This is a genomic window from Exiguobacterium sp. RM11, from assembly GCF_059821525.1.
The window spans coordinates 2,259,599-2,285,562 of the sequence record NZ_CM187558.1; the positions used below are offsets into that span (position 1 = coordinate 2,259,599).

30 protein-coding genes, 2 tRNA genes and 1 other annotated feature are annotated in these 25,964 nt (G+C 45.4%); of the genes, 13 read left to right on the forward strand and 19 right to left on the reverse strand.

The genetic code is table 11. The annotated features are described in order from the left end of the window. Positions 1 to 6: 6 nt before the first annotated feature. The 6 genes from AC5LIL_RS11785 to AC5LIL_RS11810 all read right to left on the reverse strand — a co-directional run bounded on the left by AC5LIL_RS11785 (position 7) and on the right by AC5LIL_RS11810 (position 6,545). Positions 7 to 567: a nitrous oxide reductase accessory protein NosL gene (locus AC5LIL_RS11785; RefSeq protein ID WP_214696446.1), complete on the reverse strand. Its 561-nt coding sequence runs from the start codon at positions 565 to 567 to the stop codon at positions 7 to 9. Continuing rightward, entirely contained in the window at positions 554 to 1,738 is a 1,185-nt protein-coding gene (locus AC5LIL_RS11790) for a NosD domain-containing protein (RefSeq protein WP_499824196.1), read from the reverse strand. Before AC5LIL_RS11790 ends, AC5LIL_RS11785 begins: the two co-directional genes overlap by 14 nt. A 146-nt stretch (positions 1,739 to 1,884) precedes the next feature. Continuing rightward, complete coding sequence (locus AC5LIL_RS11795; RefSeq protein WP_499824197.1) at positions 1,885 to 3,177, reverse strand: ABC transporter substrate-binding protein; 1,293 nt, start codon at positions 3,175 to 3,177, stop codon at positions 1,885 to 1,887. Between the two features lie 162 nt (positions 3,178 to 3,339). Next, positions 3,340 to 4,320, reverse strand: coding sequence for an aspartate--ammonia ligase (gene asnA, locus AC5LIL_RS11800; RefSeq protein ID WP_499824198.1), 981 nt, complete (start codon positions 4,318 to 4,320; stop codon positions 3,340 to 3,342). A gap of 69 nt (positions 4,321 to 4,389) precedes the next feature. After that, positions 4,390 to 4,630 (reverse strand) — a binding site (T-box leader). A gap of 110 nt (positions 4,631 to 4,740) precedes the next feature. Beyond that, entirely contained in the window at positions 4,741 to 5,643 is a 903-nt protein-coding gene (locus AC5LIL_RS11805; RefSeq protein WP_499824199.1) for a carbohydrate ABC transporter permease, read from the reverse strand. Continuing rightward, complete coding sequence (locus tag AC5LIL_RS11810; protein WP_074033036.1) at positions 5,640 to 6,545, reverse strand: carbohydrate ABC transporter permease; 906 nt, start codon at positions 6,543 to 6,545, stop codon at positions 5,640 to 5,642. The genes AC5LIL_RS11805 and AC5LIL_RS11810 overlap by 4 nt, the downstream gene beginning before the upstream one ends. Before the next feature lie 243 nt (positions 6,546 to 6,788). On the opposite strand from AC5LIL_RS11810, the gene AC5LIL_RS11815 reads away from it, so the two are divergent. Next, positions 6,789 to 8,474 (forward strand): formate--tetrahydrofolate ligase, encoded by a 1,686-nt coding sequence (locus AC5LIL_RS11815; protein WP_499824200.1) that lies wholly within the window; start codon positions 6,789 to 6,791, stop codon positions 8,472 to 8,474. 14 nt (positions 8,475 to 8,488) lie between these two features. Continuing rightward, positions 8,489 to 9,391: an alpha/beta fold hydrolase gene (locus AC5LIL_RS11820; RefSeq protein WP_499824201.1), complete on the forward strand. Its 903-nt coding sequence runs from the start codon at positions 8,489 to 8,491 to the stop codon at positions 9,389 to 9,391. Between the two features lie 51 nt (positions 9,392 to 9,442). On the opposite strand, the gene AC5LIL_RS11825 is transcribed toward AC5LIL_RS11820, so the two are convergent. From AC5LIL_RS11825 to AC5LIL_RS11835, 3 genes are read right to left on the reverse strand one after another with little or no spacing between them, the layout of a single operon-like run. Continuing rightward, on the reverse strand, positions 9,443 to 9,856 hold the full coding sequence (locus AC5LIL_RS11825) for a DUF3805 domain-containing protein (protein WP_074033032.1): 414 nt from the start codon (positions 9,854 to 9,856) through the stop codon (positions 9,443 to 9,445). Then, on the reverse strand, positions 9,853 to 10,407 hold the full coding sequence (locus tag AC5LIL_RS11830) for a hypothetical protein (protein ID WP_499824202.1): 555 nt from the start codon (positions 10,405 to 10,407) through the stop codon (positions 9,853 to 9,855). The genes AC5LIL_RS11825 and AC5LIL_RS11830 overlap by 4 nt, the downstream gene beginning before the upstream one ends. A 2-nt stretch (positions 10,408 to 10,409) precedes the next feature. Beyond that, positions 10,410 to 10,769, reverse strand: coding sequence for a hypothetical protein (locus AC5LIL_RS11835; protein WP_214696459.1), 360 nt, complete (start codon positions 10,767 to 10,769; stop codon positions 10,410 to 10,412). 130 nt (positions 10,770 to 10,899) lie between these two features. Between AC5LIL_RS11835 and AC5LIL_RS11840 the strand changes: the two genes are divergently transcribed. The 4 genes from AC5LIL_RS11840 to AC5LIL_RS11855 all read left to right on the forward strand — a co-directional run bounded on the left by AC5LIL_RS11840 (position 10,900) and on the right by AC5LIL_RS11855 (position 12,632). Then, positions 10,900 to 10,973, forward strand: a tRNA-Gly gene (locus AC5LIL_RS11840). 14 nt (positions 10,974 to 10,987) lie between these two features. Further along, positions 10,988 to 11,061 (forward strand) — tRNA-Gly (locus AC5LIL_RS11845). Between the two features lie 156 nt (positions 11,062 to 11,217). Beyond that, positions 11,218 to 12,018 (forward strand): MBL fold metallo-hydrolase, encoded by an 801-nt coding sequence (locus AC5LIL_RS11850; protein WP_499824203.1) that lies wholly within the window; start codon positions 11,218 to 11,220, stop codon positions 12,016 to 12,018. Positions 12,019 to 12,425: 407 nt separating this feature from the next. Continuing rightward, a complete protein-coding gene (locus AC5LIL_RS11855; RefSeq protein ID WP_015880796.1) occupies positions 12,426 to 12,632 on the forward strand; it encodes a DUF3006 domain-containing protein in 207 nt (68 codons plus the stop codon). Positions 12,633 to 12,680: 48 nt separating this feature from the next. Here the strand turns inward: AC5LIL_RS11855 and AC5LIL_RS11860 are convergent, their stop codons facing one another. Beyond that, positions 12,681 to 13,247 carry a TlpA family protein disulfide reductase gene (locus AC5LIL_RS11860; protein WP_274664937.1) on the reverse strand — a complete coding sequence of 189 codons (567 nt, stop codon included), beginning with the start codon at positions 13,245 to 13,247 and terminating at the stop codon, positions 12,681 to 12,683. Positions 13,248 to 13,321: 74 nt separating this feature from the next. On the opposite strand from AC5LIL_RS11860, the gene AC5LIL_RS11865 reads away from it, so the two are divergent. Further along, positions 13,322 to 14,176, forward strand: coding sequence for an aldose 1-epimerase family protein (locus AC5LIL_RS11865; RefSeq protein ID WP_499824204.1), 855 nt, complete (start codon positions 13,322 to 13,324; stop codon positions 14,174 to 14,176). 37 nt (positions 14,177 to 14,213) lie between these two features. On the opposite strand, the gene AC5LIL_RS11870 is transcribed toward AC5LIL_RS11865, so the two are convergent. The 3 genes from AC5LIL_RS11870 to AC5LIL_RS11880 all read right to left on the reverse strand — a co-directional run bounded on the left by AC5LIL_RS11870 (position 14,214) and on the right by AC5LIL_RS11880 (position 16,463). Continuing rightward, entirely contained in the window at positions 14,214 to 14,432 is a 219-nt protein-coding gene (locus AC5LIL_RS11870; protein WP_074033027.1) for a PspC domain-containing protein, read from the reverse strand. A gap of 20 nt (positions 14,433 to 14,452) precedes the next feature. Beyond that, positions 14,453 to 15,160 (reverse strand): SDR family oxidoreductase, encoded by a 708-nt coding sequence (locus AC5LIL_RS11875; RefSeq protein WP_074033026.1) that lies wholly within the window; start codon positions 15,158 to 15,160, stop codon positions 14,453 to 14,455. Between the two features lie 79 nt (positions 15,161 to 15,239). Continuing rightward, positions 15,240 to 16,463, reverse strand: coding sequence for an LCP family protein (locus tag AC5LIL_RS11880; protein ID WP_499824205.1), 1,224 nt, complete (start codon positions 16,461 to 16,463; stop codon positions 15,240 to 15,242). A gap of 196 nt (positions 16,464 to 16,659) precedes the next feature. Here AC5LIL_RS11880 and AC5LIL_RS11885 point away from each other — a divergent pair, with 196 nt between their 5' ends. Next, entirely contained in the window at positions 16,660 to 17,574 is a 915-nt protein-coding gene (locus tag AC5LIL_RS11885) for a hypothetical protein (RefSeq protein ID WP_074033024.1), read from the forward strand. A 185-nt stretch (positions 17,575 to 17,759) separates the two neighbouring features. Here the strand turns inward: AC5LIL_RS11885 and AC5LIL_RS11890 are convergent, their stop codons facing one another. After that, positions 17,760 to 17,987 carry a hypothetical protein gene (locus tag AC5LIL_RS11890; protein WP_214785729.1) on the reverse strand — a complete coding sequence of 76 codons (228 nt, stop codon included), beginning with the start codon at positions 17,985 to 17,987 and terminating at the stop codon, positions 17,760 to 17,762. A 274-nt stretch (positions 17,988 to 18,261) separates the two neighbouring features. On the opposite strand from AC5LIL_RS11890, the gene AC5LIL_RS11895 reads away from it, so the two are divergent. Continuing rightward, the gene (locus AC5LIL_RS11895; RefSeq protein ID WP_224863328.1) at positions 18,262 to 19,131 is read left to right on the forward strand and encodes a hypothetical protein; all 870 of its coding nucleotides are present in this window, start codon (positions 18,262 to 18,264) and stop codon (positions 19,129 to 19,131) included. 66 nt (positions 19,132 to 19,197) lie between these two features. Here AC5LIL_RS11895 and AC5LIL_RS11900 read toward each other — a convergent pair whose 3' ends face one another. Further along, positions 19,198 to 19,569 carry a hypothetical protein gene (locus AC5LIL_RS11900; RefSeq protein WP_074033021.1) on the reverse strand — a complete coding sequence of 124 codons (372 nt, stop codon included), beginning with the start codon at positions 19,567 to 19,569 and terminating at the stop codon, positions 19,198 to 19,200. 102 nt (positions 19,570 to 19,671) lie between these two features. Here AC5LIL_RS11900 and AC5LIL_RS11905 point away from each other — a divergent pair, with 102 nt between their 5' ends. Then, positions 19,672 to 20,085 carry a VOC family protein gene (locus tag AC5LIL_RS11905; protein WP_371743058.1) on the forward strand — a complete coding sequence of 138 codons (414 nt, stop codon included), beginning with the start codon at positions 19,672 to 19,674 and terminating at the stop codon, positions 20,083 to 20,085. A gap of 12 nt (positions 20,086 to 20,097) precedes the next feature. On the opposite strand, the gene AC5LIL_RS11910 is transcribed toward AC5LIL_RS11905, so the two are convergent. Next, positions 20,098 to 21,144, reverse strand: coding sequence for an NAD(P)/FAD-dependent oxidoreductase (locus AC5LIL_RS11910; protein ID WP_339963518.1), 1,047 nt, complete (start codon positions 21,142 to 21,144; stop codon positions 20,098 to 20,100). A gap of 178 nt (positions 21,145 to 21,322) precedes the next feature. Here AC5LIL_RS11910 and AC5LIL_RS11915 point away from each other — a divergent pair, with 178 nt between their 5' ends. Continuing rightward, positions 21,323 to 21,877, forward strand: coding sequence for a methyltransferase family protein (locus AC5LIL_RS11915; protein WP_499824206.1), 555 nt, complete (start codon positions 21,323 to 21,325; stop codon positions 21,875 to 21,877). A gap of 34 nt (positions 21,878 to 21,911) precedes the next feature. Here the strand turns inward: AC5LIL_RS11915 and AC5LIL_RS11920 are convergent, their stop codons facing one another. Both AC5LIL_RS11920 and AC5LIL_RS11925 read right to left on the reverse strand, forming a co-directional pair. Then, entirely contained in the window at positions 21,912 to 22,721 is an 810-nt protein-coding gene (locus AC5LIL_RS11920; protein WP_074033017.1) for a DUF368 domain-containing protein, read from the reverse strand. A 73-nt stretch (positions 22,722 to 22,794) separates the two neighbouring features. Next, the gene (locus AC5LIL_RS11925) at positions 22,795 to 23,370 is read right to left on the reverse strand and encodes a GNAT family N-acetyltransferase (RefSeq protein ID WP_224863336.1); all 576 of its coding nucleotides are present in this window, start codon (positions 23,368 to 23,370) and stop codon (positions 22,795 to 22,797) included. A gap of 100 nt (positions 23,371 to 23,470) precedes the next feature. Here AC5LIL_RS11925 and AC5LIL_RS11930 point away from each other — a divergent pair, with 100 nt between their 5' ends. Then, positions 23,471 to 24,220 carry a sugar nucleotide-binding protein gene (locus tag AC5LIL_RS11930; protein ID WP_499824207.1) on the forward strand — a complete coding sequence of 250 codons (750 nt, stop codon included), beginning with the start codon at positions 23,471 to 23,473 and terminating at the stop codon, positions 24,218 to 24,220. A gap of 56 nt (positions 24,221 to 24,276) precedes the next feature. Here the strand turns inward: AC5LIL_RS11930 and AC5LIL_RS11935 are convergent, their stop codons facing one another. Next, positions 24,277 to 25,509 carry a cytochrome P450 gene (locus AC5LIL_RS11935; protein ID WP_339963519.1) on the reverse strand — a complete coding sequence of 411 codons (1,233 nt, stop codon included), beginning with the start codon at positions 25,507 to 25,509 and terminating at the stop codon, positions 24,277 to 24,279. 87 nt (positions 25,510 to 25,596) lie between these two features. Between AC5LIL_RS11935 and AC5LIL_RS11940 the strand changes: the two genes are divergently transcribed. After that, positions 25,597 to 25,962, forward strand: coding sequence for a potassium channel family protein (locus AC5LIL_RS11940; protein WP_015880779.1), 366 nt, complete (start codon positions 25,597 to 25,599; stop codon positions 25,960 to 25,962). Positions 25,963 to 25,964: the final 2 nt, after the last annotated feature.

Sequence of the window (25,964 nt, forward strand, 5' to 3'; positions counted from 1 at the left end):
CATCGGTTACTGCCCTTCTTCTTCCGTATCCATCTCCATGTCCATCTCACTATCTTGATTCATTCCGTCCATCGAGCCTTCGCCATCCATCATCATGTTCATCTCGCCACGTTCCCATGTATGATCTTTCAATTGATCGAAGTCCATCATCTCGCCGCCGTTCTCTTCCATATATGCTTCCGCGTCCGCCTCTTTTGCGAACGATAGAATATTGTAAGCCATCGGTGTTTTCGACTCTTTGTCGTAAACAAACATCGCTTCGTCTAATTCGACCCAATCTTTTGTATTGAAATCTTTCACATACATGGCAGCAATATCGTCTTCTTTTTGTTCTGGATACCAATCACGCATCAAGCATCCAATATCATCGAACGCATAACCTTTTTCATTCTCCATGATTGCTTCCGCTGCGAACTGCTCATCCATGATTTTCATCTTACACACTTCGCATTCCGTTTCGCCCCATTTGATTTCAAACGGTTCTGCCGATGCACTCGAACATGCACCAAGTGCCAACGATAATCCTGCTACTGATAATAGTCCTGCTACTTGTTTATACGATTTCATGTCGTTTCCTCCCAAATCTCCAAATGATCATGAGCAATAAAATACTTCCTACACTCCAGACCGAACCGTTCCACTTCCACATCGGCGAATAAGTTTGTGGTGAAACATCTGTCAACGATACGTCTTCCGGGCTCCTTAGTATACTTTTTAGTAAAAGAAGACCAGGTGACCCATACAATAATTCGAATGCCTCATATGAATCTGTCAATAAGAATAAATATGGGTCTGTGCGAAATGGAACCTCACTATAGCCGTCGCCATTCAGGTCAAGGGTTATGTCACCCCACACATTTCCTTGCACGATGTTTTCAGATGACTCGACCATCGTTACGGGTTCTCGATTCCCCAATAGATTATTTTGAAGAATCATCATCCCTCTTGCTTGCTTCAATTGAAAGCCAATGTCATTTCCATTAATTGCATTCTGTTCGAGCGTCGTCCCAGTCGACTGCTCCGCATATAAACCGATATGATTCCCATAAATACTCGTCTTCTCAATTGTTGTATCGATGGCTTCATATAACATCAGTCCCGTCGCCGTTCCACCGACTTGATCATGCACATTTCCATTTTGGAAAGCGACTTGATTCGTCCCCATAATCATCGCACCCGTCAGGTTATGATGTAGTTCAGGTACAGAAATCATAACGTCAGTCGGAAACATCAAGTGAATGCCATAGCGTGAATGCGAGACGACTGGTCGCACAATCGTGTGCTGAGATCCGTTTTCTATGTATATCCCGTCTCGCACCTCTTTCGCGACGACTCCTCTGAGCTCTGACGCTTCGCTATTGAGAAGTACAATCCCATCTGCCTGTCCGTTTCCTTGAATTGATGTTCGAATGACACGTACGCCGTAACCATTCTCAATCAATAGTCCAGTGCCCGAGGATTCGATGGATACATCGATTAGTTGGTGTCCGAGACCCGATACTTGAACGGCGGGTACACGATCACTCTCGCACTGTTGAACCGATACACGTTCAAGAAGAGCACCCGTTCCTCGAAGAATGAACGCCGGATGTCCACAACTCGTATATGTTTTTCCGGCCCCATCAAATACTTCGTTTGATTCGATGACGATTGGTTCGGTCAATGGAGTCAGCGTTTCTTCCGCATTCACATGCGGCACCCAACACATAAATAGAATCCCTACTAGTAATCGTTTCATGCCCCCTCCTTCTCTCAACCGCTTACATCACTTATTCTACTGAAACCCCCGTGGGTATGTGTGTGGTTTATATGGGATTCTTGTGACAGTTTCTTCATAAAAAAAACACAGACGGTGAAGGGGTCGTTTCACCGTCTGTGCGTCGCTTATTTCACTTTGTCTTGCCATACTTTCGTGAAGTCTTGAAGCATCTCTTCACCTGTTTTTTGCCCACCGACATATGCCTGCATGAGGGCACCGTATTCATTCACCGCACCATCCGGGTACTTGAACCAGTTCCACGAGATGGTCTTTCCTTCATTCGAGTATGCGAGGATGTCATCCGCGAGCGGTCCGAGGTCGTTCGCTTCAATCGACTTGAATGCAGGAATAAACTTGAACTTGTTGACCATATAGTCTTTCCCAGTATCAGATGTCGCCATCCATTCTAAGAAATCTTTTGCTTCTTCTTTATACTTCGAATTCTTGTTGACGACCCAGTTGTTCGGGACACCAACCGGTAGGCGGTCCATTTTCTCGGCATCGTCGTTGATTGGAATTGGAACGAAGCCCATTTCCATATCCGGATTCACATCGAGAATCATCTGTTGTGCCCAGTTCCCTTGTTGGAGCATCGCTGTCTCACCTTGGGCGAATTGTGTGACTTGTGTATTATAGTCTGTCGTCAATGGATTCTTATTTCCGTATTTGATCGTCAAATCAAACAGCTTCAAAAACTCTTGGAACTGTTCGTTGTCTTCAAACTTCGCTTTATTTTCGTTCAGTGCTTGAATGAACGCATCCGGATCATCTTGCTGCGCCATCGGAATATTTAAGAGATGAATGCCTAAAATCCAAAACTCTGCATAACCGACAGAAAACGGTGTGATCCCCGCCTTCTCTAATTTTTCTGCCGCTGCAGTCAATTCAGAAAGCGTTTTTGGTAACTCATCGATCCCGGCCTTTTCAAACAGTGCCTTGTTATAAATAAAACCGTATCCTTCAAGGTTCATCGGCATTCCGTAAAGTTTACCATCCATTGTCATCGGTTCTTTGGCGACTTCCGTCAAATCTCCGACCCACTTCTCACTCGACAAGTCTTCGAGTTTGTCTTTCCACGTCTGTGCTTCTGTGAAGCCGCCATTATTGAAGATGTCCGGCTCATTGCCCGAAGCGAATTGAGATTTGAGGGCTGCGCCGTAGTCCGCACCGCCACCGACCGTTTGAACGGTCACTTTGACACCAGTCTCTTCTTCATACTCTTTCGCCATCGCTTCAAGATCTTTGGCGATCTCCGCTTTGAACTGGAAGACGTTCAACGTGACGTCTTTCTTGTCGCCATTGTCCGCATTTCCTTCAGAAGAACCTTCATCCGTGAGTGATCCTCCGCCACAAGCCGTAAGTGTTAAGACCATTCCAGCCGTCATGACCGCTGTTGACAATTTCCACTTCCGTTTCATTTCATTTCCTCCCTTAACCTGATCCATTCTTTACAAAATCAACTTTAAATGAAAACGCTTCCACTATGTAGGTGTCAAATTTGACGAATTGGGTGGAAAATGTTGCACAGAAAAAACAGGACTCACGTTTTGGAGTCCTGTTCCGAGTTTCTTCTTATTATATTACAACAAGCTGATGCCAGCTGCTTCGCACGACTGAATCACTTCTTGTGGCCAGACCGACGTTTGTACTTCTCCGATATGGCGCGCACGCAAGAGATACATCGCCACACGTGATTGACCGATTCCTCCGCCAATCGTCAGTGGAAGCGTGCCTTCGAGGACACCTTGGTGGAATGGATATGCCCGTTTCTCGTCCGCACCCGCTTTCTTCAGCTGTGCGTCAAGAGCCGTTTCATCTACCCGGATCCCCATCGATGATAACTCAAATGCCGACTCGAGTTCCGGATGCCAGACGAGGATGTCACCGTTGAGTGACCAATCGTCATAGTCAGCCGCACGTCCATCGTGCTTCATGCCAGATGCGAGAAGGTCACCAATTTGCGAGATAAAGACGGCGCCATGTTCTTTACAGATGGCACTCTCACGTTCTTTCGGTGTCATCGTCGGATATGCGTCCTCCAACTCTTGACTCGTGATGAAATGGATGGCTTCCGGAAGGATTGCTTTAATGCCATACGTTGTTTCCACTTCCGATTCTGTTTCACGGAGTGCCGCATAGATCGACTCGACCGTTGCTTTTAAATATTCCATCGTCCGCTCTTCCCGAGCGATGACTCGCTCCCAGTCCCACTGGTCGACGAAGAGCGAGTGTGTCGCATCGAGTTCTTCATCACGGCGAATGGCGCGCATTTGCGTGTATAACCCCTCTCCGACTCCGAATCCATAACGTCCGAGCGCCTCACGTTTCCATTTCGCAAGCGATTGAACGATTTCAAGTTCATGTCCCGGATACATCGTATCGAACTGAATGATGCGCTCCACGCCGTTCAGATGGTCGTTGACACCACTTGCTGACTCTACGAATAGTGGTGCCTGCACTTGCGTGAGTCCGAGTTCACGTGAGACCTTCTCCTCGAAGAGTGCCTTCACTGTCGCGATTGTCTGCTGTCTTTCCTTCATCGTGCTTGTTGCTGTTGTCATTTTCCGTTTCCTCCAATTGTGGAATATTTGAAAATGAAGCCATGAAAAAAAGCCCTCCATTCCCATTGAACATGGGACGGAAGACTTCGGTTCCGCGGTGCCACCCAAATTAGTAGACGAATCTACTCACTTTTTCGAGACAATCATCTCGTAACTCCGATAACGGGGAGCGGTCCGGCTACGTCTACTGGCAAAGCGTTCGGGTAGCGACTCCAGGAAGTTTTTCGACGAAGGGTTAAGACCGGGCTCACACCACCCCCGGATCGCTTGACTCACTACCTTCGTGTACTCGTCCTTTCGACGTCGTTCACAATTGAATTGAGTTCATTATTATAAATATTCAGACTAATGTCAACGACTTTTTTCAAAAAAAAAAAAATTAATCCTCCGTGTAGCGAACGGAGGATTCCCTTGGGAGGGTTATTTAATCGAGCCACTTGTAATCCCTTTGATGATATGTTTTTGCATACCGAAGAAAAAGACTAAAAGTGGAACGATTCCTAACACTAAACCAGCTAACGCCAAATCCCATTGCTTCGTGTACTGCCCAAAGAAATAGAACGTTGCGAGCGGGATGGTCCGCAACTCCACATCACGGAGAACAAGTGATGGCAATAAGAAGTCGTTCCAAATCCATAGGCTATTCAAGATGACGATCGTCACCGTGATCGGCTTGAGTAACGGGAAGACGATGCGCCAAAAGACGCCCCATGTTGAACAACCATCGATGATTGCGGCTTCTTCAATCTCTTCGGGAATCGATTTCATGAATCCGTGGTATAGGAACACGGAGATTCCAGAACCAAATCCGAGATACATGACCATCAGTCCCCAATGACTGTTGAGTAGCCCGAGAATGCTTGAGACTTTCACAAGCGGAATCATGATCGATTGGAACGGAATGACCATCGCTGCCACGAATAAGAAGAAAATCATCGTAGAAATCCAATGCTTCGTCCGAACAAGTTTCCACGCTGCCATCGATGTGAAGATGACGATGATTGCATTCGCCCCGACTGTAATGAACAGCGAGTTTAAAAACACACGTCCATAATTCATCGCTTCCCATGCTTCCGTATAGTTTGACGTCAACCACTCATTCGGCAACGCCGATGTGTTCGTAAAGATTTCAGCCATCGATTTAAACGAATTGGCAACAACGTAATAGAACGGGACCAAATAGAGAAGTCCAAGCAAGATGGCGACGAGCTCAATGATTCCAAGGTTCCAAGAATATGTTCCCGGGCGAAGTGGACGTTGCGGAACGCGCTTCGGTGTTTTCTCTGTATTTCTCTCGACATGTTCCAATTTCTCAGTCGTCATGCTTCTACCTCCCGTTTCTTCGTCACGTACACTTGTGTCACCGTAATCGCAGCCACGACCAAGAAGAAGATGACCGCTTTCGCTGACCCAAGACCATAGTTATTATTCACAAAAGACTCCGTATAAATATTTAAAGCTAACATCTCCGTTGATTTGAACGGTCCGCCGTTTGTGAGTGATAAGTTCGTATCAAACACTTTGAACGACCAAGAAATCGTCAAGAATAAACAGATGGTGATGGACGGCATAATCATCGGCAACGTGATGTGACGAAGCATTTTGAAACGGTTGGCTCCGTCAATCCGAGCCGCCTCCATCAAATCCGTCGGTACATTTTGTAACGCCGCGATGTAGATGACCATGACATAACCGCCGCCTTGCCAGATCGCGACGATCACGATTCCCCAGAATGCTGTTTGCGCATCCCCGAGCCACGGTAGTTCAAACAAACTCCAACCCGTCAACGCTCCGATTGAGGCAAAGCCTTTTACATAAATGAACTGCCAAATGAATCCGAGAATCAACCCACCAATCAAGTTCGGCATGAAGAAAATCGTACGCAAGAAATTTCGTGTTTTAATATTCATCGTCAACAGCAATGCCAACGAGAATCCAACGATGTTCGTCAGTAAAACAGAGATGATCGTGTATTTTGTCGTTATCCAAAATGAAGCGCGGAACTGCTCATCTTCAAGGAACAATCGCTGATAATTATCAAATCCAACAAAATTCAATTCTCCGGTCACACCGTTCCAATCCGTAAAACTATAGTAGATCCCATTGAAGAACGGAATGAGCACGATCGCGACGAACGCTAGAAAAGCAGGTCCGACAAATGCTACAAAACTCGCTGGTTTCTTCCAATTTCGTCTTCGTTTCATCCGTTTCGAAGTTTCAGTCATGTGTATCGCCTCCACTATCAATATATCGTGAAGAATCTTTTATGAAAACGGATACATTTGACGGGAAGGGTGGAAAATATTGAACGGAATGAATGAATTTCACGATCTGATGAGTTATGATAAAATCAATGATATTACGAACGGGTTGGACATGAATTCATTCGTTTCGTGCTTAAAAACACCAAAACCGAATATTAAATAATATATAAAAACATATCGTTCGAAAAACGGAGGTACTTTTTTATGACAACAACGAAACCATTATCTGACCTAACCATCGCACAACAAGCTAAAACATTGCCCATCAAAGAGATTGCAGCAAAAATCGGATTACAAGAAGACGATCTTGATCTTTACGGAAAATACAAAGCCAAACTCTCTTATGATGTCCTCGAGCGTGTGAAGACAAAAAAAGATGGAAAACTTGTACTCGTTACAGCCATCAATCCAACGCCAGCTGGAGAAGGAAAATCGACGGTTACGGTCGGACTCGGCCAAGCCTTGAACCAATTGAATAAACAGGCAATCGTCTGCCTTCGCGAACCTTCACTCGGACCGACGATGGGCTTAAAAGGTGGAGCGGCTGGCGGTGGTTTCAGTCAAGTTCTCCCGATGGAAGACATCAACCTCCACTTCACAGGGGACATGCACGCCATCACGTCAGCTCATAATACGATCAGCGCCATGATTGACAATCACCTTCATCAAGGAAACGACCTCGGCATCGATGTTCGTCGAATTGTTTGGAAACGCGTGCTCGATTTGAACGACCGCGCCCTTCGTCACGTCACTGTCGGTCTCGGTGGTCCCGCTCATGGCGTACCACGTGAAGAAGGATTCGATATTACTGTCGCCTCTGAAATTATGGCCATTCTCTGTCTCGCAGATTCTTTAAAAGACCTCGAAGATCGGATTAAGCGAATCGTCGTTGCTTATGATCATCAACAAGAACCGATCACCGCTGAACATATCGGAGCAGCTGGTGCGGCAACATTGCTGTTGAAAGAAGCGTTCAAACCAAATTTAGTTCAGACGATTGAACAAACCCCTGCCCTCGTCCATGGTGGACCGTTTGCGAATATCGCCCACGGCTGTAACTCGCTCATTGCGACAAAAACAGCATTAAAACTAGGCGAATATGTAGTGACAGAAGCAGGATTTGGAGCCGACCTCGGAGCAGAAAAGTTCTGCCATATCAAGTCTCGTGTTGGAGAATTAAATCCAGATGCGGTTGTGCTCGTTGCGACCGTTCGTGCTTTGAAAATGCATGGCGGTGTGGCGAAAGACCAACTCCATATCGAGAATGTCGGTGCGGTCGGTAAAGGAATGAAACTGCTTGCGAAACATATCGACACGATGAAAAAACTCGGTCTCCCGACTGTCGTTGCCTTAAATCGTTTCAATTCAGATACCGAAGAAGAGATCGCAGCGGTACTTGACTGGTGCACAGCACATGAGATTCGTGCTTCACTGAGCGAAGTATGGGCAAATGGCGGACTCGGTGGGCAACAACTCGCTGAAGCTGTCATTGATGCGGTTGAGTCAAACGAAAGTAAACTATCACCACTTTACGAATTGACCGATTCGATTGAACAAAAGATTAAAACGATTGCCCGGGAAGTATATGGAGCGGCCGATGTCACGTTCACAGCAAAAGCTAAAAAACAAATGCTTGAGATTGAACAGAAAGGTTGGGCAGACCTGCCAATTTGTATGGCGAAGACACCGTTCTCTCTATCGGACGACCCTTCCAAATTCGGTTATCAACAAGGATTCACCATTACGGTACGCGAATTAAAACCATCAGTAGGAGCAGGTTTCCTCGTTGCTCTCACAGGTAACGTTTTAACGATGCCGGGCTTACCAAAACATCCAGCTGCCCTCAATATGGGCATTGATGAATCTGGAAAAGCAATCGGACTTTTCTAATAGGAGGATGACACATGGTTCTTTCGGAGTTGACGTATCCAGACGGATATCAGACAGAAGTAATGGAAATTCGAGCAGAGCAGTCCATTGGAAAAATATTCATCTTTCACGGAATGCTTGAACACCATGAAAGATATATTGAGTTCGCTCGTTTTCTAACAGAAAATGGATACGATGTGTTCATATGCGACTTACGAGGGGCGGGTTCAAGCGCCCACGAACAACAGACTTATGGACACCTCTCTCCGGGCGAGGGCTTTTTGCAACTTGTCGAGGATGCTCAATATCTGATTAACCGCTACGAAGATGAGCGCCCTACTTATGTATTAGGTCACAGTTTCGGTTCTCTGCTCGTTCGTCGACTTGGTCAAATCATGGGGCATGCCTTGGCTGGAGTGATTGTCGTCGCGCCTCCCCCACATCCTGGGGTTGCAGGCGAAGTCGGGCATCGTTTAATCGCTTCCGTCATGAAACGTAAAGGTGCCACGCATCAATCACGTTTCTTTGAACGCCTTTTGTTCGGGCGCTACAACCTTAAGTTTTTGCCTGCTCGAACGGATAGTGACTGGCTATCAAGCGTCCCCGAGGAAGTTGATTCGTATATCGATGATTCGAATTGTGGGGGGCTTCCCTCACTCGGATTTTTACACGAAGTGACCCGTGCCTCACTTGATGTCACGACCGTCGCACGCATTCATGAGCATCCGAAGTCTCTTCCGATGTTGCTCGTCGCCGGGATGGACGACCCTGTGATCCATGACGGGGAGGGATTGAACGGAATCATCGAAAAATATCGCAATGCGGACGTCGAACTGTCCGTTGCGACATATGACGATGCCCGACATGAAATTTTGCGTGAAGCGGACCGGGAACAAGTATGGTCAGACATACTCATGTGGATGAATCAAATAAGATAACTAGACATGAAAAATGAGACACGCGCCTCTAACTTGGCGTCGTGTCTCATTTTATGTCCATTCGACTGAGTCGATGATGGATTCAATCTCCATTTTTTCATTCGTCACTTGATCAGCAACGTACGTCATGAATAAAAGGCGTTTTCCGTCCGTCAAAGACCAGACATCTAAATGCATCCCATCTTCGATGCCACTTGCATAGGCCGTCGTCATGTCACCTGTCTCGTCAGTCACGCTTGGCGCAATTTTTACGTCGATCGGGAACTCTCCTAAAAAGGTGTTTAACTCGCGTAAGACGGCTTCTCTTGGCTCTTGTGAATCCTCAGACTCATAGATGGAGATTTGAAGCGTTCCTTGCGCATCCTCTTCTGTTGAATAGAAGCTCACGTAGTCTTCTTCTTCACTGTATTCGTAATGTTCCGGATACGTCAGGCGGAACCACCCATCAATTTCATACTCTTTCATGCTGTTTTCTCCTTTACTTGCTTAAATGCCAGTCCTGTGACCATTTTTGCTTGTAGTGCATATTTTAGTCGTTCGGTCACATACAGACGTTGGCTATTTACATCTTGGGCAATCATATGTCCAAATAAGTTCATTCGAACCGTTTGATTGGATAGGAAATAGAATCGATTCGTACTTAACGGGCGAAATTCGTTCGAGTGTTCGAGGTATTCGATTTCAAAGCGTCGGAGCACATTAAGCGCGCAGTAGCGATCTGTCTTCCCTGTACTTGTATGAAGCTCGACACGGACGAGCTGAACGTCATATGGACAGACATTCATAAAGATTGGACTGACTCGCTCATGAATCAAGAGGATGCCCATATCGGTTTCAATCAGATCAGGTAAAGACCCTTCATCTTGCGAAATGCTCAATACGACATACGGCCGGTTCGATGGTGCGAGCAATTCGCCTTTGTAAAATCGAAATCGCTGAATCCCTGTTAGAACCCGGGCCCGCCAAGCACTCCCTCGTGCTTCCGCCTCCATTCGATACAACCTCTCTTCACTCACGCTTACTCCCCCTTCACTTGTTTGAGCGCATCGACGAATGTTTCCCATTCTAGGTTGTCACAAACAACCTTATTTTCCAATCCCCATTCTTCATCGATTGTCAAACGTACTTCGTTCGATTCAGGGTGACGTATAATTCGAAGATTCCCAATTTGAATCGAATCAAGAGCAATATCAAATGTATGACTCGGCAATCCGACCCACTTGACACGATTCGAACGTAACACGACATACCATTCATTATCGTGATGAATCGAGAACGTCCAGCTTCGAAGAGACACTGTTTGATCCGTTTGTTTAGACTGCTTCAACATTCGAAATCCTTCGCCCATCAGTTGTAAATATGATTTTCGTTCACTCATATTTGATTTCTCCCCTTTTTTCTATTATCTTCGTTGTGGATAGGATTCTGCAACCTAAAAAGTTTTTTAAAAAAGGGTTTGCAAATAGAATCTGATATGCTATTATATCAAAGTAACGTTAAGACGTAACGCGGGTGTAGTTTAATGGTAAAACCTCAGCCTTCCAAGCTGATGACGAGGGTTCGATTCCCTTCACCCGCTCCATATTTTTTCTTCATGCGGGTGTAGTTTAATGGTAAAACCTCAGCCTTCCAAGCTGATGACGAGAGTTCGATTCTCTTCACCCGCTCCAATATCGACATATACGCGAGAACCTCTCGCACACATACAATGCACGGTTGAGACCTTGCAAAAGCAGAAAGTCTTCTGACTTTCTGCTTTTTTGTTGTTCCATTGATTGTTTTGGGGAAAAGAGTGAATGACTCTAATCAGATGAGGAGGAACTCTTTTGATTCAAGCGAAACTTCAATCATTCACGATTTACGAAAGTGCGTTGATGCGAACGACATCCACCTTGATCGATACACCAGACGCCATTCTTTTGATTGACCCCACGTGGCTCCCTGAAGAAATTGCCACGATTCGTCGGGATATCGAGCTAAGACGCGATGATCGCCCACTTTACGTCATCTTCACCCATCATCATTTCGACCATATTATCGGGGCTTATGGTTTTAAGGATGCGACAACGATTGCCTCACAGGCATTTGTAGATGCCGACTCGTCCGATCAGCTCGATGAGATTCGCGAGTTCTATGAACAGCACTACATCGATCGCCCGATTCAAAAACCTGAAATCGATATCATGGTCCAACCGAATCAGACACTTCTACTTGGATCGTTACCCGTTACGTTCATCCCGACACCTGGCCATGATGCAACTCACCTATCTGTTCTAATCGAGCCGATGCACCTACTCGTATGCGGAGATTACGGTTCGAATATCGAGCCACCTTTTATCGAGCATGATTCGACTGCATATCTCGAAACATTACAAACGTTGCAAACCCTCATTTATGAACATGAAGTTCAATGGTTCGTGCCTGGACATGGTGACCTATGCGACAATCGTAGCCAAATGATTGAACGGTTGAGTGCGGCAGAAGAATACATCTTAGCACTTCCCGAAGAGCGCCACTGGTCTCCTATGTGGCCAGAACATTCTTTTTTCGACCGTGTCCATGAACGTAATCGAAAAATGGTGGAACAAAAAGAGACCGATCGCCGGTCTCGTCAACAAGACTATTAAAAAATCGCAACGTCTCCCCAAGACGTTGCGATTTCCCCCTATGTAGACCTATTTCTTTGTGACGCGTTCTGAGCGGACCGTGAACATACGGTCAACCCCATAGATCGTTACTCCCGTCAGAGCGAGTAACCCAATCATTGCAGAAGAAAACATGACCATCCCCCCATTGTTCACAGTTTCGTCATAATCACCCCGTGCTTTCATTATAGAAGACCATTTTAAAAAAAGAAAGCGTTTTCTTCAAACTTCCTTCACATTTATCAAATTTATCCTCTTGTGTTTCTTGGAATAACTTCCCTTATCCGATTGGACAGACACTCGTAAAAATGTGTAGCTTTTGTGGAATGTGGGAATACATGATGTAAGGATAAAAAGAGACAGAAGCTGCTCGTCGAGGAGGAAGAGGCATGATTAAGTACGGTACATTGGTGCGAATCGAGGGAAAATATGCCGTATTGAGATGGAATAACGGCTCAAGTTTCATTCCTAGACGATTCTTACCTTCCGAAGCACGTGTTGGTGATACAATCATTCGAGACAATCATCATTATTATCTTGAAGAAGATATGACCCCAAATTTTGATGCATTGATCAAGCAACACTATAAAAGCTGAACGATCTGCCCTCCCATTAAGGGCAGATCGTTCAGCTTTTTTGAAATATCACATTGACGTCTTTTCAATCTGTTGCTGAATCCACGCTTCGTCGACGGGACCTGTCTGCTTCGCCACAATGACTCCTTGTTCATCTAACACGTACGTTGTCGGTAGCGCGACGACACGATACTGTTGCTCTACGACCGCTTCTTCATCTAACAAGATTGGAAAATCAACCGGGTACTCCTGTAAAAAAGCCTCGACGTCCGCTTTTCCTCGTCGTTCATTTTTGGTGACATTCACACCGAGAACCGGAATGCCTGTCGCTTCTTCAAACGAAACCAGTTCAGGGAACTCATCTCGACAAGGCGGGCACCAAGAAGCCCAAAAATTAATGACTACCGGCTGTCCTTGGAACTGTGAAAGGGTCAGACTCTCACCCTCTAGCGTATTCAAGGTAAAGTCCGGAGCTTGTTGCCCCACTTCGAGCCCTCCTAATACCGATTCATTTTGGACGATTGGAACCGCTTCTTCTTTCTTTTGTGTCGTCATATATTCTTCGTAGCCCTTGTAGGCAAGCCCAGCAATCAATAGAAGGATGAGCGTTCCGATTACGATTCTTTGTAAGCGCATCATTTACCCCTTGTTTGTTTTACTTAAGATTTCTACACTTAACTTATCACAAACCGTAAAGGAGCGTATGTATTGTGCAACTTCAAAACAAAAATGTTCAGATTACGTTAAAAGCACAGGGTGCTGAGATGACTAGTTGGAAAATAGACGAAACGGAATACTTATGGCAAGGTGATCCTACGTTTTGGGGACGACAGGCCCCCATTCTTTTCCCGATTGTCGGGCGATTATTGGATGATCAATATGTATATGAAGGCAATACGTATACGATGAGTCAACACGGATTTGCTCGTGACGCGATTTTCGACATCGAATCATCGAATGAAACTTCCGTTCGTTTCACCTTGAAAGATACACCTGAATCAAGACAACATTACCCTTTCCCGTTTACTCTGAACATATCGTATCAACTTGTAGGAGAAGAAGTCATTGTCACCTATCATGTTCATAATCCAGGGGAAACCATGTTACCGTTCAGTATCGGTGGTCATCCCGCATTCAATATCCCTTTTAAGGGTGGTGCGTTCGAGGACTATACAATCGACTTCGGAGAAGTACGTACACTTGACCGCTATCTATTAGAAGGACCTTATTTGACAGGAGCCTATCAACCACTAGGCGAACGGCAATACATCCCACTTACCCGTTCTCTATTTGACGACGATGCATTGATTTTCGAAAATGTGGAGTACGCCGCGCTACGTCATCAACCGTCAGGAACGGCAATTGTGATGGAAAGCCCTTCATTTACTCACTTTGGCATTTGGTCACCACCCCATAAGGATGCTCCATTCGTTTGTCTTGAACCGTGGTTCGGTCACGCAGATTACAAAGGACACCGAAAAGATTTTCTACACAAAGAAGGAGTTCAACTCCTTGCCCCAGACGAGACGTTCGAAGCAAGCTACACCTTATACATCGAAAAATAAAAGCAATCCGACAGTCATGTCGGATTGCTTGTTTTCGTTAAAAACGATCTTCTTGTTCCGCCTCATATTCTGATGGCGGCTTTTTCATGATGATGGCCAGAACGATATAAATCAGAAGCCCTGGACCACCTAATAGTGCCATTGCCACAAACAGAACACGCATGATTGTGACGTCCACTCCTAAATAGTTCCCGAGCCCCGAACAGACTCCGGCAATCATTTTATTATTCTGATCTTTATACAATTTTCGTTCCATATCATCTTCTCCTCAACTCGTTATGATCGTTGTGGTCGGCGTAACGTCGTTCTACCTCCGTTCGCCACTTCTCCACGGCCTTCAAAATCAAGAGCTTCATTAATCGGCGTACTACCCGACTTGATTTCGATTCGGCGACCGTATAGTCCACGGTTGTCAAGAGATGCAGAGATGACAGTCGCGACATCTGTCTCGGAAATCGTCGCACCGTCCGCATCGTTCAAGTCTTCAGATGCTTCGATGGAACCTTTACTCGGTTCATCGACAATGGTCACTGGGCAAATGATCGTATAGTTCAAACCGCTATGTTCGATGTATTCGTCGGCGGCATTGTTGGCTGACAGAAAGTTAAAGAGTTCCTTTGGTGCGGCATTCGGTTGGTCCGCGCCATATGCACTGAGCAAGACGACGTGACGTACTCGTTCTTTTTTAGCAGCATCAATCGCGTTCATCGCGACGTTTCGGTCGAGCAGTTCAATTTCGGTACTCGATCCGTCTGCGCCAGCAGTCGCCGCAATGATGACTGCATCTTGTCCACTTGTCGCCTCATGAACTTTTTTCTCAAGCTCTTTCTCGACATCAACCGTCAATACGCGCGCACCCATTTTCTCGTACTCTGCTTGTAGTTCAGGATAACGAATTAAAGCGGTCACTTGATGGGTCTTCGCTAGACTTTTCAATACACGTTTCCCGATCTTTCCTGTTGCTCCAATGACTAATACTTTCATTCAAATTTCCCTCCTCAAAAGAGTAGTTCATTTGTTTAAAATTCCTCTTTCAAGTCAGAATCAAACCCTTTTCTTAAAATTATCTGACCGTGCCCCACATCGACAAATCGAGAGCATCCCGAATGGATTGCACACTCTCTTCTAACGGTTCGTAGTAATAGACATTGTTGATATAAGCATCTTGTCCTTCAACTTGCATCTTATTCACGTCCGGGTTCGAGATCATCGTCAGACCGACAGACGCCATTTGTAAGACATTCATCTCAAGACCCATTTCCTCTTTCATGAAACGATACGTTGCCGGAATCTTCGTCCAGCCCGAAGGACTAGCCAATTTTTCTGCGACGGCTGTCATGACTTCGGTTTGACGATTCGAACGGGCGCCGTCCGTATCCGACTTACGGTGTCTCGCATAGGCAAGTGCCATGTCTCCATTCATCGCGTAAGAGACACCTTCCGTATACTCATACGTCTGGTTGAACCCTTTCTCACTGAATGAATGCGTTGCTGTCACATTGACACCACCAATCAAATCGATCAATTCCATGAACGACTCAAATGTGATCACGACTTGTCCATCAACCGACGCATCGGTCAGTCCTTCAACAGCACCTACCGTACACGTTGCACCACCATAAGCGAAAGCATGGGTGATTTTATCGCCATCCCGGTCTGGCTCACATGGAATGGCCGTATACGTATCGCGTGGAATCGACACGTTTTGAACAGTACGTGAACGAGGGACAAATTCCATCAATTGTAGAGAATCTGTGCGGGACCCCGAGAGGGATTCTCCAACCCGTGCGTCACTTCCCATAATGAGGAACGTGAACGGAGAAGTCGCGACATACCCTCCGACAAGCAACATGAGAATGAGAAGAAGGGCCACTTTCCCTTTCCATTTACGCTTTCGTTTATTTGTTGGTTTTGCTGTTTGATCGACTTCACGTTTTGATGGTTTTGACGGATTGGACGGTCTCGATTGCTGCGCCGCATGATTTGACTTCGGGCGAGACGTTTTGCGCTTTGGTTTTGAGAATGACAGCATTCGAGGCATCCGTTTTCGTCGGTTTTTCGATGTTCCCTGATTTGGTTTCGACGACTCTGACGATTTTTCGTTTAAGAAAGGATGTTCCGATTGAGACGTCGTCCTTTCTTGATGTCGATTCGGTTCCGATACTTCATTTATGTTCTGTCGCTCGTCCGATGATTGCTCATGATTCAAACGAGACGCTTCGAGTTCTTGTTGTTCGAGTTCGCGCTTTCTACGTTCTACACGCGATAAACGTTGATCATCTTTCATATTTTCAATCCTCAACTTTATCAATTTTTCTCTATTATCCCGAACCCGCATTGATCTGACAACGTTTCTAAGGAAAATCCGTCTTAAGCATGAGACCATATGATTGTTTCAGATGAAATCCGGGAAAGGAATATTAATTGGTGTCTGCCCAAATCAGAGATGCATACAATAAGTATGAATGAAAGGAGGAGAGCTGATGCGCATCGGAAAATTACGCATGTTGTTGGAGCAATATGGTGAGGCGACGTTACGTGATTTATTGGTCGAGATGTATCGTCATACTCCAAAAGATGTGATTGATGATCAAGACTTTGATTTTATGATCAGCCAGTTCACACGCTATAAAGAAAAAAAACATTCGGAAGAGCGTCATTCGCTCTCACAAACGATTACGTTAGCTGAACGTTTTGTCGATTCAGCATATGAACATTTATATATTCGTCCCAATCAAGTCATGTCCGATCGTGATCAAAAAAATTGGTATATCCACGCCAAAAAAATCATCCGCGATTTAGCCCACTATGCCGAAGAATATACAGAGGCACGCACGATGTATGAAGAGATGTTTTATCTTCTGTCAACGTCAGCCGGAGAAGAACCTCTCTTTTCAACGAGCGACCCGTTTCGCCTATTGAAAATCTCACAAGTCACGATGCTCCAAAAACTCATCCACTACTACCAACTAGACGCACCCATTGATACCGTCTGGATTGACCGCGCTTTATATACTGCCCTCCACGTGCCAAAAGACGTGGATTCCACACGAATCGACTTACTATCAACCTTGCCGATTGAACACAGCCAAGCTAACACGAGAAAGATTCTTCACGCACGCATTCTCAAACTGTGTGAGCGGATGTTGGAAAAATCCCAGACAGAAGATACCGCACTTGAAAACTATCAAGCTCTTAAAATGTTAGAGCTCCGCCTCCTCGTCGCCGAAGGTAACTTACAAGAAGCCGAACAGAAGCTATTTTCAGAGTACATCCCTTTCTTTTCACATCGTTCCGAACCGTTCCGTGTCTACGTCGATTTCTTAGAGAGCCATGGCCATACGGATGAAACAAAACGATTAAAACGATTAGCAAAAGAAAAACGTATTCGATTTTAGATAGACAAAAAAGGGAGTCAATCGATGACATCGGTTGACTCCAATACATGATATGAACGAGGGGTGTTCATTTGAAAAGGAGGACAGAAAGTTGGTGCAGAACTTCCTTCCTACACATATAAGTATAAAGCAACGTTTGTAACCGTTACCAAACGACTTATTGCGTTTTTGTGAACGTTTTCACGTTATTCGATCGTGTTCATGATTCCTAAACCAACGACAGATAATAACACGATTAATACGAAGACGTACACCATCTCATTGGGTGATTGAAATCCTTCGTGAATCTCTACCTCTTCTTCGACAATGATGTTCTCATGAATCACTACCGGTTCTGTTTCGGCCATAACCGTCGTGGGCGCACCAATCATGAACAACATAGATACGAGAATCAGTTGATAAATATATTTCATCATAAACTCCTAATTGATTGGTTTCATTGTGATTAAGTATATCATGTCTTCGACGCACGTTACGTCTGACATTTGACGAAACTCACAGATCTATCAGCGTAACTAATCAGTTTTTCTGAATCGGATGCTTACAATCTATTTAATTTCATGTTTTTATGAAAGTTGTTGATTATTTTCATCAATCAGGTTTCATGAGAATGCCATACAATTTTAAGTAAGATAGCGCTTACAATTTAATTGTACTTATTAACTCATTCAGAAAGAAGGATTCTCCTTGAAACGAGCGCTACGCTTTGTAGAATGTAGGCAATTAGCTATGCAGGAACGCATCTCCATTCAGTCGTTATACCCCTTATCGAAGACACCCCCGCTCCTTTCCTTACCTCCTCATCAGCACGTGTACATCGCTTTAAACAAAAATAATCCATTAGCTGCTTTTGTTGCGAATGACGAGCATTTAGAAGCGTTTCAAATCATTCAACTCTCAAAGGTCTCATATATTGATCGTCATGTGTTTCGCGGGTTGCTTGACCGAATCATGTATGAACGAAGTCGAGAAACCACACACCCGATTACGTACTATCTTCAGGAAGAGGACTATCATAATCAAGATAAGCTTCGAATATATGAGGCAACTGGGTTTCAAGTATTCCATCAAACGAATACGTATCACTTGCCATTCATTCCTTGTGAGAAAGCATCGCATACGTACTGGACCCTCGAATTGATAGACTATTCACGTAGAGCGGATTGGCTCACTTTTCGTAATGCGCATTGTCATGTCTTGCCGGGCGCCATCCCGATGACGGATGAACAATTCGCACATGCAACTCGGCAACAAACACTGTTCTACACATTAAACTGGTGTCACCAACCAATCGGAATCATGAAAGTACGACTACATATGTATCACGTGTGCGTCCAAGAAATTCAATTAGATTGTGACGAGTCTATGTTGCAGGATGCCCTTTCCTTTCTTCAACAAAAATTTTACGATGCATTCAGATATATCGACGAGGCTCGTATTTCTACGACTAACCTGCAATCTGACTTGAATTTTGCACTTCGAAAGCAAGGTGCTCAAGTGTCGTCAGGCGGGATATATATGCTTACACAACAAGTGCTACCGGCTCCACTCTATTGATCAATAAAAAAGACGTCGATTGTATCAACTCGTTCTCACACGAAAAAGTTGTTCATTCGACGTCTTTTATTCTGCAGCAGTTGTCGACTCCATCGCCAAAGGCGGCATTTCCTTAAACAGTTCTGTCCGGAGTCCCGTGTCTCTCAAATCGAGCGATTCAATCCGATCAAATTTGATTTGGCGATCTACGACACTGAACCAATACGTGATGTTCGGTTCATCCTTGAAACGAATCGCATAATTCGATCCATTCAAATGAAAATCGACCTCGGTAGACAGCAACTCTGTCGGACCAATCTGTTTATGGGTGGTTAACCGTTCGAGCACAACTTGCTCTTCATTGATGCGATAATCGACAAACGTCGCAAGCGAGAGTCCAAACACAAATGATACTAGGGCGAACATGCCCACCAATCCCATTGTGATTTTTCCGTTCATTTCGCTGTCCCTCCCTCTCTTATTATATCGGATATGGTCGAAACGTTGTGAAGTGACATTTTGTTCAACTTTAGGCAAACTGAAGATTGAGGAGGAATGTTTATGCAAATCGATCATACTGGAATCGCCGTCCGTGATTTAGACGAAGCGATCACATTTTATACAACTGTGCTTGGTGGAGAGCTGATTGACCGTTATACGAATACAGCCATTGGGGTGGAAACCGAGCTAGCTGTCATTCACATCGGTGAAGATGTCATCGAATTGTTGCGACCAACAAGTAATACGAGTCCGATTGCGCGTTTCATGAAAGCACGAGGAAAAGGCGTCCATCATATCGCATATCGTGTAGAAGATTTAGACATCGCCATCGCTACACACAAACAAAATGGCATCACTTTTTTAGAAGATACACTACGTACGACCGCAAAAGGTCGACGTTTGATCTATATGGACCCACGTCATTCAGGTGGTGTCATCACCGAGCTTTGTGATTATCCTACGCAAAAGCAGTAAGAGACGTCTCTCTTACTGCTTCAATAAAGTATCTTCTATGATTTGACGGTTCTTTTCTTTTAGACGTTCGTTATGAGAAGAGACCATTGCCGTAGCGGTCGCATTCGGGTCAATATACGTTTTGGCCCGATTCACCGCATTCGCCGCATCTTGGAATGCCCCTGCAATCAAATGGACCTTTCCTTCATGCGTCAGAATGTCACCTGCAGCATATAATCCCGGAACGGACGATTCACTCCCCGCGTTCCCTTTCACATAAAATCCATTGACCATTTCTACGTTTAATTCACTGTTTCGAAGAAGTTCTGCATCTTGTTCGTACCCATGATTGATGACGACCTCATCGACATCGACCACACTCGTTTCTCCCGTGTCAATCTGTGTTAACAGCACTTGCTGAATCGATTGCCCATCATGAGAAATCAAGTCCGTGACTTTTGACTGGGGGCAACAATCGACTCGGCTTTCTTTAATCTTCTCGACTTGCGCTTCATGACCTCCGAGCTCTTCTTTTCGGTAAACCAAAATGACTTGCTCCGCAATCGGCTCGAGCGCATTGGCCCAATCGACGGCACTATTTCCGCCACCTGAAATCAAGACCCGCTTCCCTTTGAATCGTTCTAGTGACTTGACCGTATAATGAAGGTTTGACAATTCAAATCGCTCTGCACCACTGATTTCGACCTTGTGTGGTTTCAAAATACCGCTCCCGGTTGCGACGATCACCGTTTTGGATACGTGATGACCATTCGACGTGTCGATCCCGAATAATCCATCCTGGCGTTTTGAAATCGACTCCACTTTCTCCCCTAGGATGACTGTCGGCGAAAAGGTGAGGCCTTGTTGGACGAGTTGATCGATCAGATTTGCTCCCGTCGTCGGAAGGAGCCCCCCTACATCCCACACCATTTTTTCTGGATAAACGTGCAGCTTTCCACCTAGTTGAGGTTGAAATTCGATTATTTTTGTTTTCATGCCTCGTAATCCACTATAAAAAGCAGCATATAACCCTGCCGGACCCCCACCGATAATCGTCACGTCGAATTGTTCTTCGCCCATCGTCGTATCCTTCCCTTCTATGTAGATGATCTATTCACCTTAAAATGATAATCATTCTCATTAGATGATAACCCGTTTCTTTGTCTTTTACAAACTTTTTCCCAACACTATTCGCCTTTGGTTTTTCTTCATCGAAGGTCGGGTAAGGAAAGATGAATCAAAAGGAAGGATGTGCGCTATGGAGTGGATGGATCTTGCATTGATCATCGTGTCCTGTTTTTGGCTTGTGGAGACATGGAAATTTCGTAATCGAAAAGAGGCAACGGACGGTTCCGTCGAGCGAAAAAGCTTTTATTTCGTAGCGTCGACGATGATTGTCATGTTCTCTTTGTCTATCATCTATTCAATCTTTGTTGAGGCGCGTCCATCAATGGCTCAACGCATACTTGCTCTTTCGTTTTACATAGCGGGTGTATCATTACGGTATTGGGGAATTTTCCACCTTCGTCATCAATTCACCCGACACGTTGTCGTTCGTCCTCAAGACGAGCTCGTCAGCTCTGGCCCCTATCGTTTCTTACGCCATCCCTTATACACAGGATTATTATTCATTACGTTAGGCTTCTCATTGTATTTTCTTCATTGGGCAGTCACTTTGATCGGTACCGGTCTTACGGCTCTTGCGTTACTATATCGGATTCGGATTGAGGAAGGGATGCTGACCCGTCACTTCGGTCAATCGTATGTATCATGGTCAAAGTCACGCAAACGATTATTTCCGTTTATCTATTAAAAAGGAGTCCGGTGATCCCGGACTCCTTGCTGTTTTATACGGAGTAACGACTGAGCAATCGGACGACAACAATCCCTGCGATGAACGCGATGACACTGAGTGCCCACATTAGACCTGTGGCCGGCACTCCTGGAAATACGACAGCGAGCGAACCCACTACCAATCCGATGATGACCGAAAACGTCATTCCTGGGAAATTCGCCAACAAATAGCGAATCACTTTACTACTAACAATAAAGCCGACCGCAACGCCTGCCCCAACAATTCCGATAATGAGCAAATTGAAGTTCGAGATGGCGCTGATGACTGTCGGGTAGACCCCAATCAGCAATAACACGAATGACCCGCTGATTCCAGGAAGTAACATTGCCATACTTCCTAACCACCCAGACAAGAACAAGAGGAGCGCTGTCCCAAAGGTAACGTCCGTAATGATAGACGAATCAACCGGATTGAGAAACGCCATGCTCGCTACGAGTACCGTTGCTACAATCATGGCAATCACATGAATGGGACGAATCGATGCACGTGACTTAAACTCTACAAAAAGTAACGGAATGATCCCTAAAATCAATCCGATAAAGAAGAATTGTGTCGGCGCATAATATTCGAGCAACAAATACTCGATAATTCGACTTAAGGCGATGATGGCTGTTCCCATCCCAATCGCTAGCGGGATTAAGAAACCAATATACTTTTTCCAATATCGGCTGAATACACCGCTGATTGCTTCAATCAATTGATCATAGATGCCCAAAATAACTGCGATGGTACCTCCACTTACACCAGGAATCAAATCACTCGTTCCCATGGCCATTCCCCGCCAAATGTTCTTCCACTCCATAATGTATCTCCTTTACATATATCTTTCCTCAAGCACTTAGTATAGTCGAGAACGAGCGTTTGCGCATCCGCTTTTAGACCGAGAAAGGAGTCGAGCGGGTCTCTTTTTTCATATAGTCAAAACGAGATCCCGAAATCATAATTTCCTTTTCTTTGTGGAATCCGAGTCGCGTATACAACCGATGAGCCGCTTGATTGTCTTGATCCACGTTCAAGGTGACGGCCGGGACACCACGTTCTGCCGCGACAGTACAGATCTGTTCAATCAACTTCGTTCCGATACCACGACCACCATACGCCTCTAGTACAGCGAGTGAATCGATGTATTGAACGAACCCCTCCGTCTCAACATCTAATTCCACTTTGCTCCCATGCGCCTTTAACCATTCCCGAATCGGGCGATCTAATGCTTCCGCCTCGTCCCCTCGATACGAAATGATCATTCCCGCCACTTCCCCTTCTACATCGGCGACCCATATATTTTCGTGGCTTAAACGATTCTTCGGTTTTTCCACCCACATCGCCAATCGCTCTAATACTTCATCGGTATTCGTTGACCCCGTCAACGTATACGCGATGTCATGAATCGCCTGATACATGAGCGGTGCGATTTGTGTACAATCTTGCTTCGTTGCTTGTCGAATGTTCATCATTGATCCCTCCATCACCTAGTCTAGCATAGGCAAACACATCGATTGTTTGTCCACGCCCGTTTTGTGGCATGATATAGAGAGAAAGGGGCGAAATGAAATGAAAGCAATCATTACTGGAATGAACGGCACGGTAGCACCGGTTGTTGCCGAAGCGTTACAGCGTCATGGCATTGAGGGGATTGCATGGAATCGTGAGCAAGTGTCCACGACAGACGAGCAGGAGATGCGACAATTCATTGAAAGCATCCGCCCGGACTATTTTTTACATATCGGTATGGGACCGGTTGAATGGGCCGAGACGCTCGCTCGTTTATGTGGGGAGATGAAGATTCCGTTCTTGTTCACGAGTACAGTGTCGATTTTTTCAGATGATGTGACTGGACCGATTTCACCGGACACGGCGCCAGATGCTGAAGATGACTACGGAAAGTATAAACGTGACTGCGAACGAGCCATCGTTCGTGTCAACCCGGGTGCTCAGATTGTTCGTCTTGGATGGCAGATTGGGGATGAAGCCGGATCGAACAATATGATGGACTATTTTACGAACGAGATGAAACAACGAGGGGTCATACAAGCGAGTGAGCATTGGTATCCATCTTGCTCATTTTTACCGGATACAGCGGAAGCTTTATTCGAAATCGTGACGAAACGCGGACCCGGCATCTATCAGCTAAACGGGAATGCGAACTATTCGCTTTATGACATTGCCGTCGGACTAAAAGAGCTTCATGACGCCGATTGGCAGATTGAATGCACGGATGAACCGAAACGGGATAATCGAATGATTGACCCTTCCGTCCCAATCCGTCCGATTTCAAAGCGTCTCAATTTACAAACGAAATAAACCGCACTCCATACTAAACGCCTACTCCATCAAGAGTAGGCGTTTACTTATTCGATTCATTTTACATCAGTCAAACGCAGTTTACTTTTCGGTAGACTCGGCATATCAACGAAGCTATAACTCAAATCTTGAGGAGGAACGGTATACGAGAACTCCTCCGTAAACAATTCAATGACTTGTTCTAGAATCGCAATCGTCACATGCTCCCCTGCACAACGATGTCCAAAATCTACATCTCCTCCTCCTTGCGGGATAAAATTGAACGGACTCTCCTTCCAGTCCATAAAGCGAGCAGGATTAAATTGATCGGGTTCAGCCCAAATCGCAGAGTCGTGATTCGTTCCATAAAGATCAAGGAGCGTCAGTGTTCCTTCGGTAAACGTATATCCGTCCCATTCAAAATTTGTTTTGACTCGAGCTGCCGCAACAGGAAAGAACGGATAGAAACGTCTCACTTCTTGGACAAAGGCCGTTTTCGAAAACTGTCCTTGCTTTACTTGTTCTCTTTCTTTAGGGAATTGATGAAGCGCTAGAACCGTAAAAAGAACGTAGACCGAGATGGCAACAGTCGGTCGCAAAATGTTTAACACTTCGACAGCCACTACTTCTTCAGGCAACAACTCACCTGATTCATCTCGATGCCACGCGAACTCATAAAGTGCCGTCTGTTTATTCGGTAATAATCGATTTGACCGTACTTCTTTGACCATCTGTCGAATCCACGCCTCGGCCGAACTTCTTGCCTTCCGCCCTTGCAAATAAGTTGGACCTAACGAAGTACCCGATTCAAATAACAATCTCATTTCATCGGTCCGCTTCGCTACTTCATCTCGCGCAAGTGGAACTCCCGCCCACTCACAGACGGCTTTCATCAATACCTGTTGTGCCTCGTCATATAAAACGATTTCTTCTCCAGCATGTCGGATTTTTTTCCATTCACGGTCCGTCAATCGAAGCAGACGATCGATGTTTTCCTTCGTCATCAATGACATGAACATACGTTTTCGGTGCGTATGTGCCGTTCCATTCAATGTTTGCACCCCATCTTCCCCGAATAGGGTTTTGAGAAGACGTTTCGGCGCGGCATCCTGACGTGTAAATTTGTCCGCATCATAGAACAAGGCAGCAGCGTCCTCTCCTCCGAGACAAATCACGCGTTCTCCGAGCAAACGCGTTTCAAAAATATTCGACTGAAAACTTTTACGTCGATTCGCCACAAACAAATATCCTTCCCGTAGAAAATCGACACTATGGTCGAGCCCTTCTTGCTTTGGAATGACTTTCCCCATCCTACTCACCCTTTCTCTTTTTTCGAACTATAAAGGATGTTCCCCCGTTGTTAGCGAACAAACCTAATATCGAAAGGAGCGAGTGACATGCTACCGTTCTTACTGACATTACGCCGGATTGTCCGCGGAATTTGGCGCGGTCTCCGCGACCCCGAGTTTCAAGTGTTATTTAGCCTTGCCTTTCTTACCGTTCTGTCCGGTACGCTTTTTTACACACGGTTCGAGGCGATGCGTTGGTTGGACGCACTTTACTTCAGCGTCATCACATTGACGACCATCGGATATGGTGACTTCGCCCCACAGACAGATATCGGCAAAATTTTTACAATCGGATATGTGTTAACGGGGGTCGGCATTATGGTCGGTTTCATCACAAAAGTATTTGACCACTTACAAAAAGCACGACTCGATGAATTAGAAGCGAAACAAAAGACGCCACCCTCTGATTCATGAGG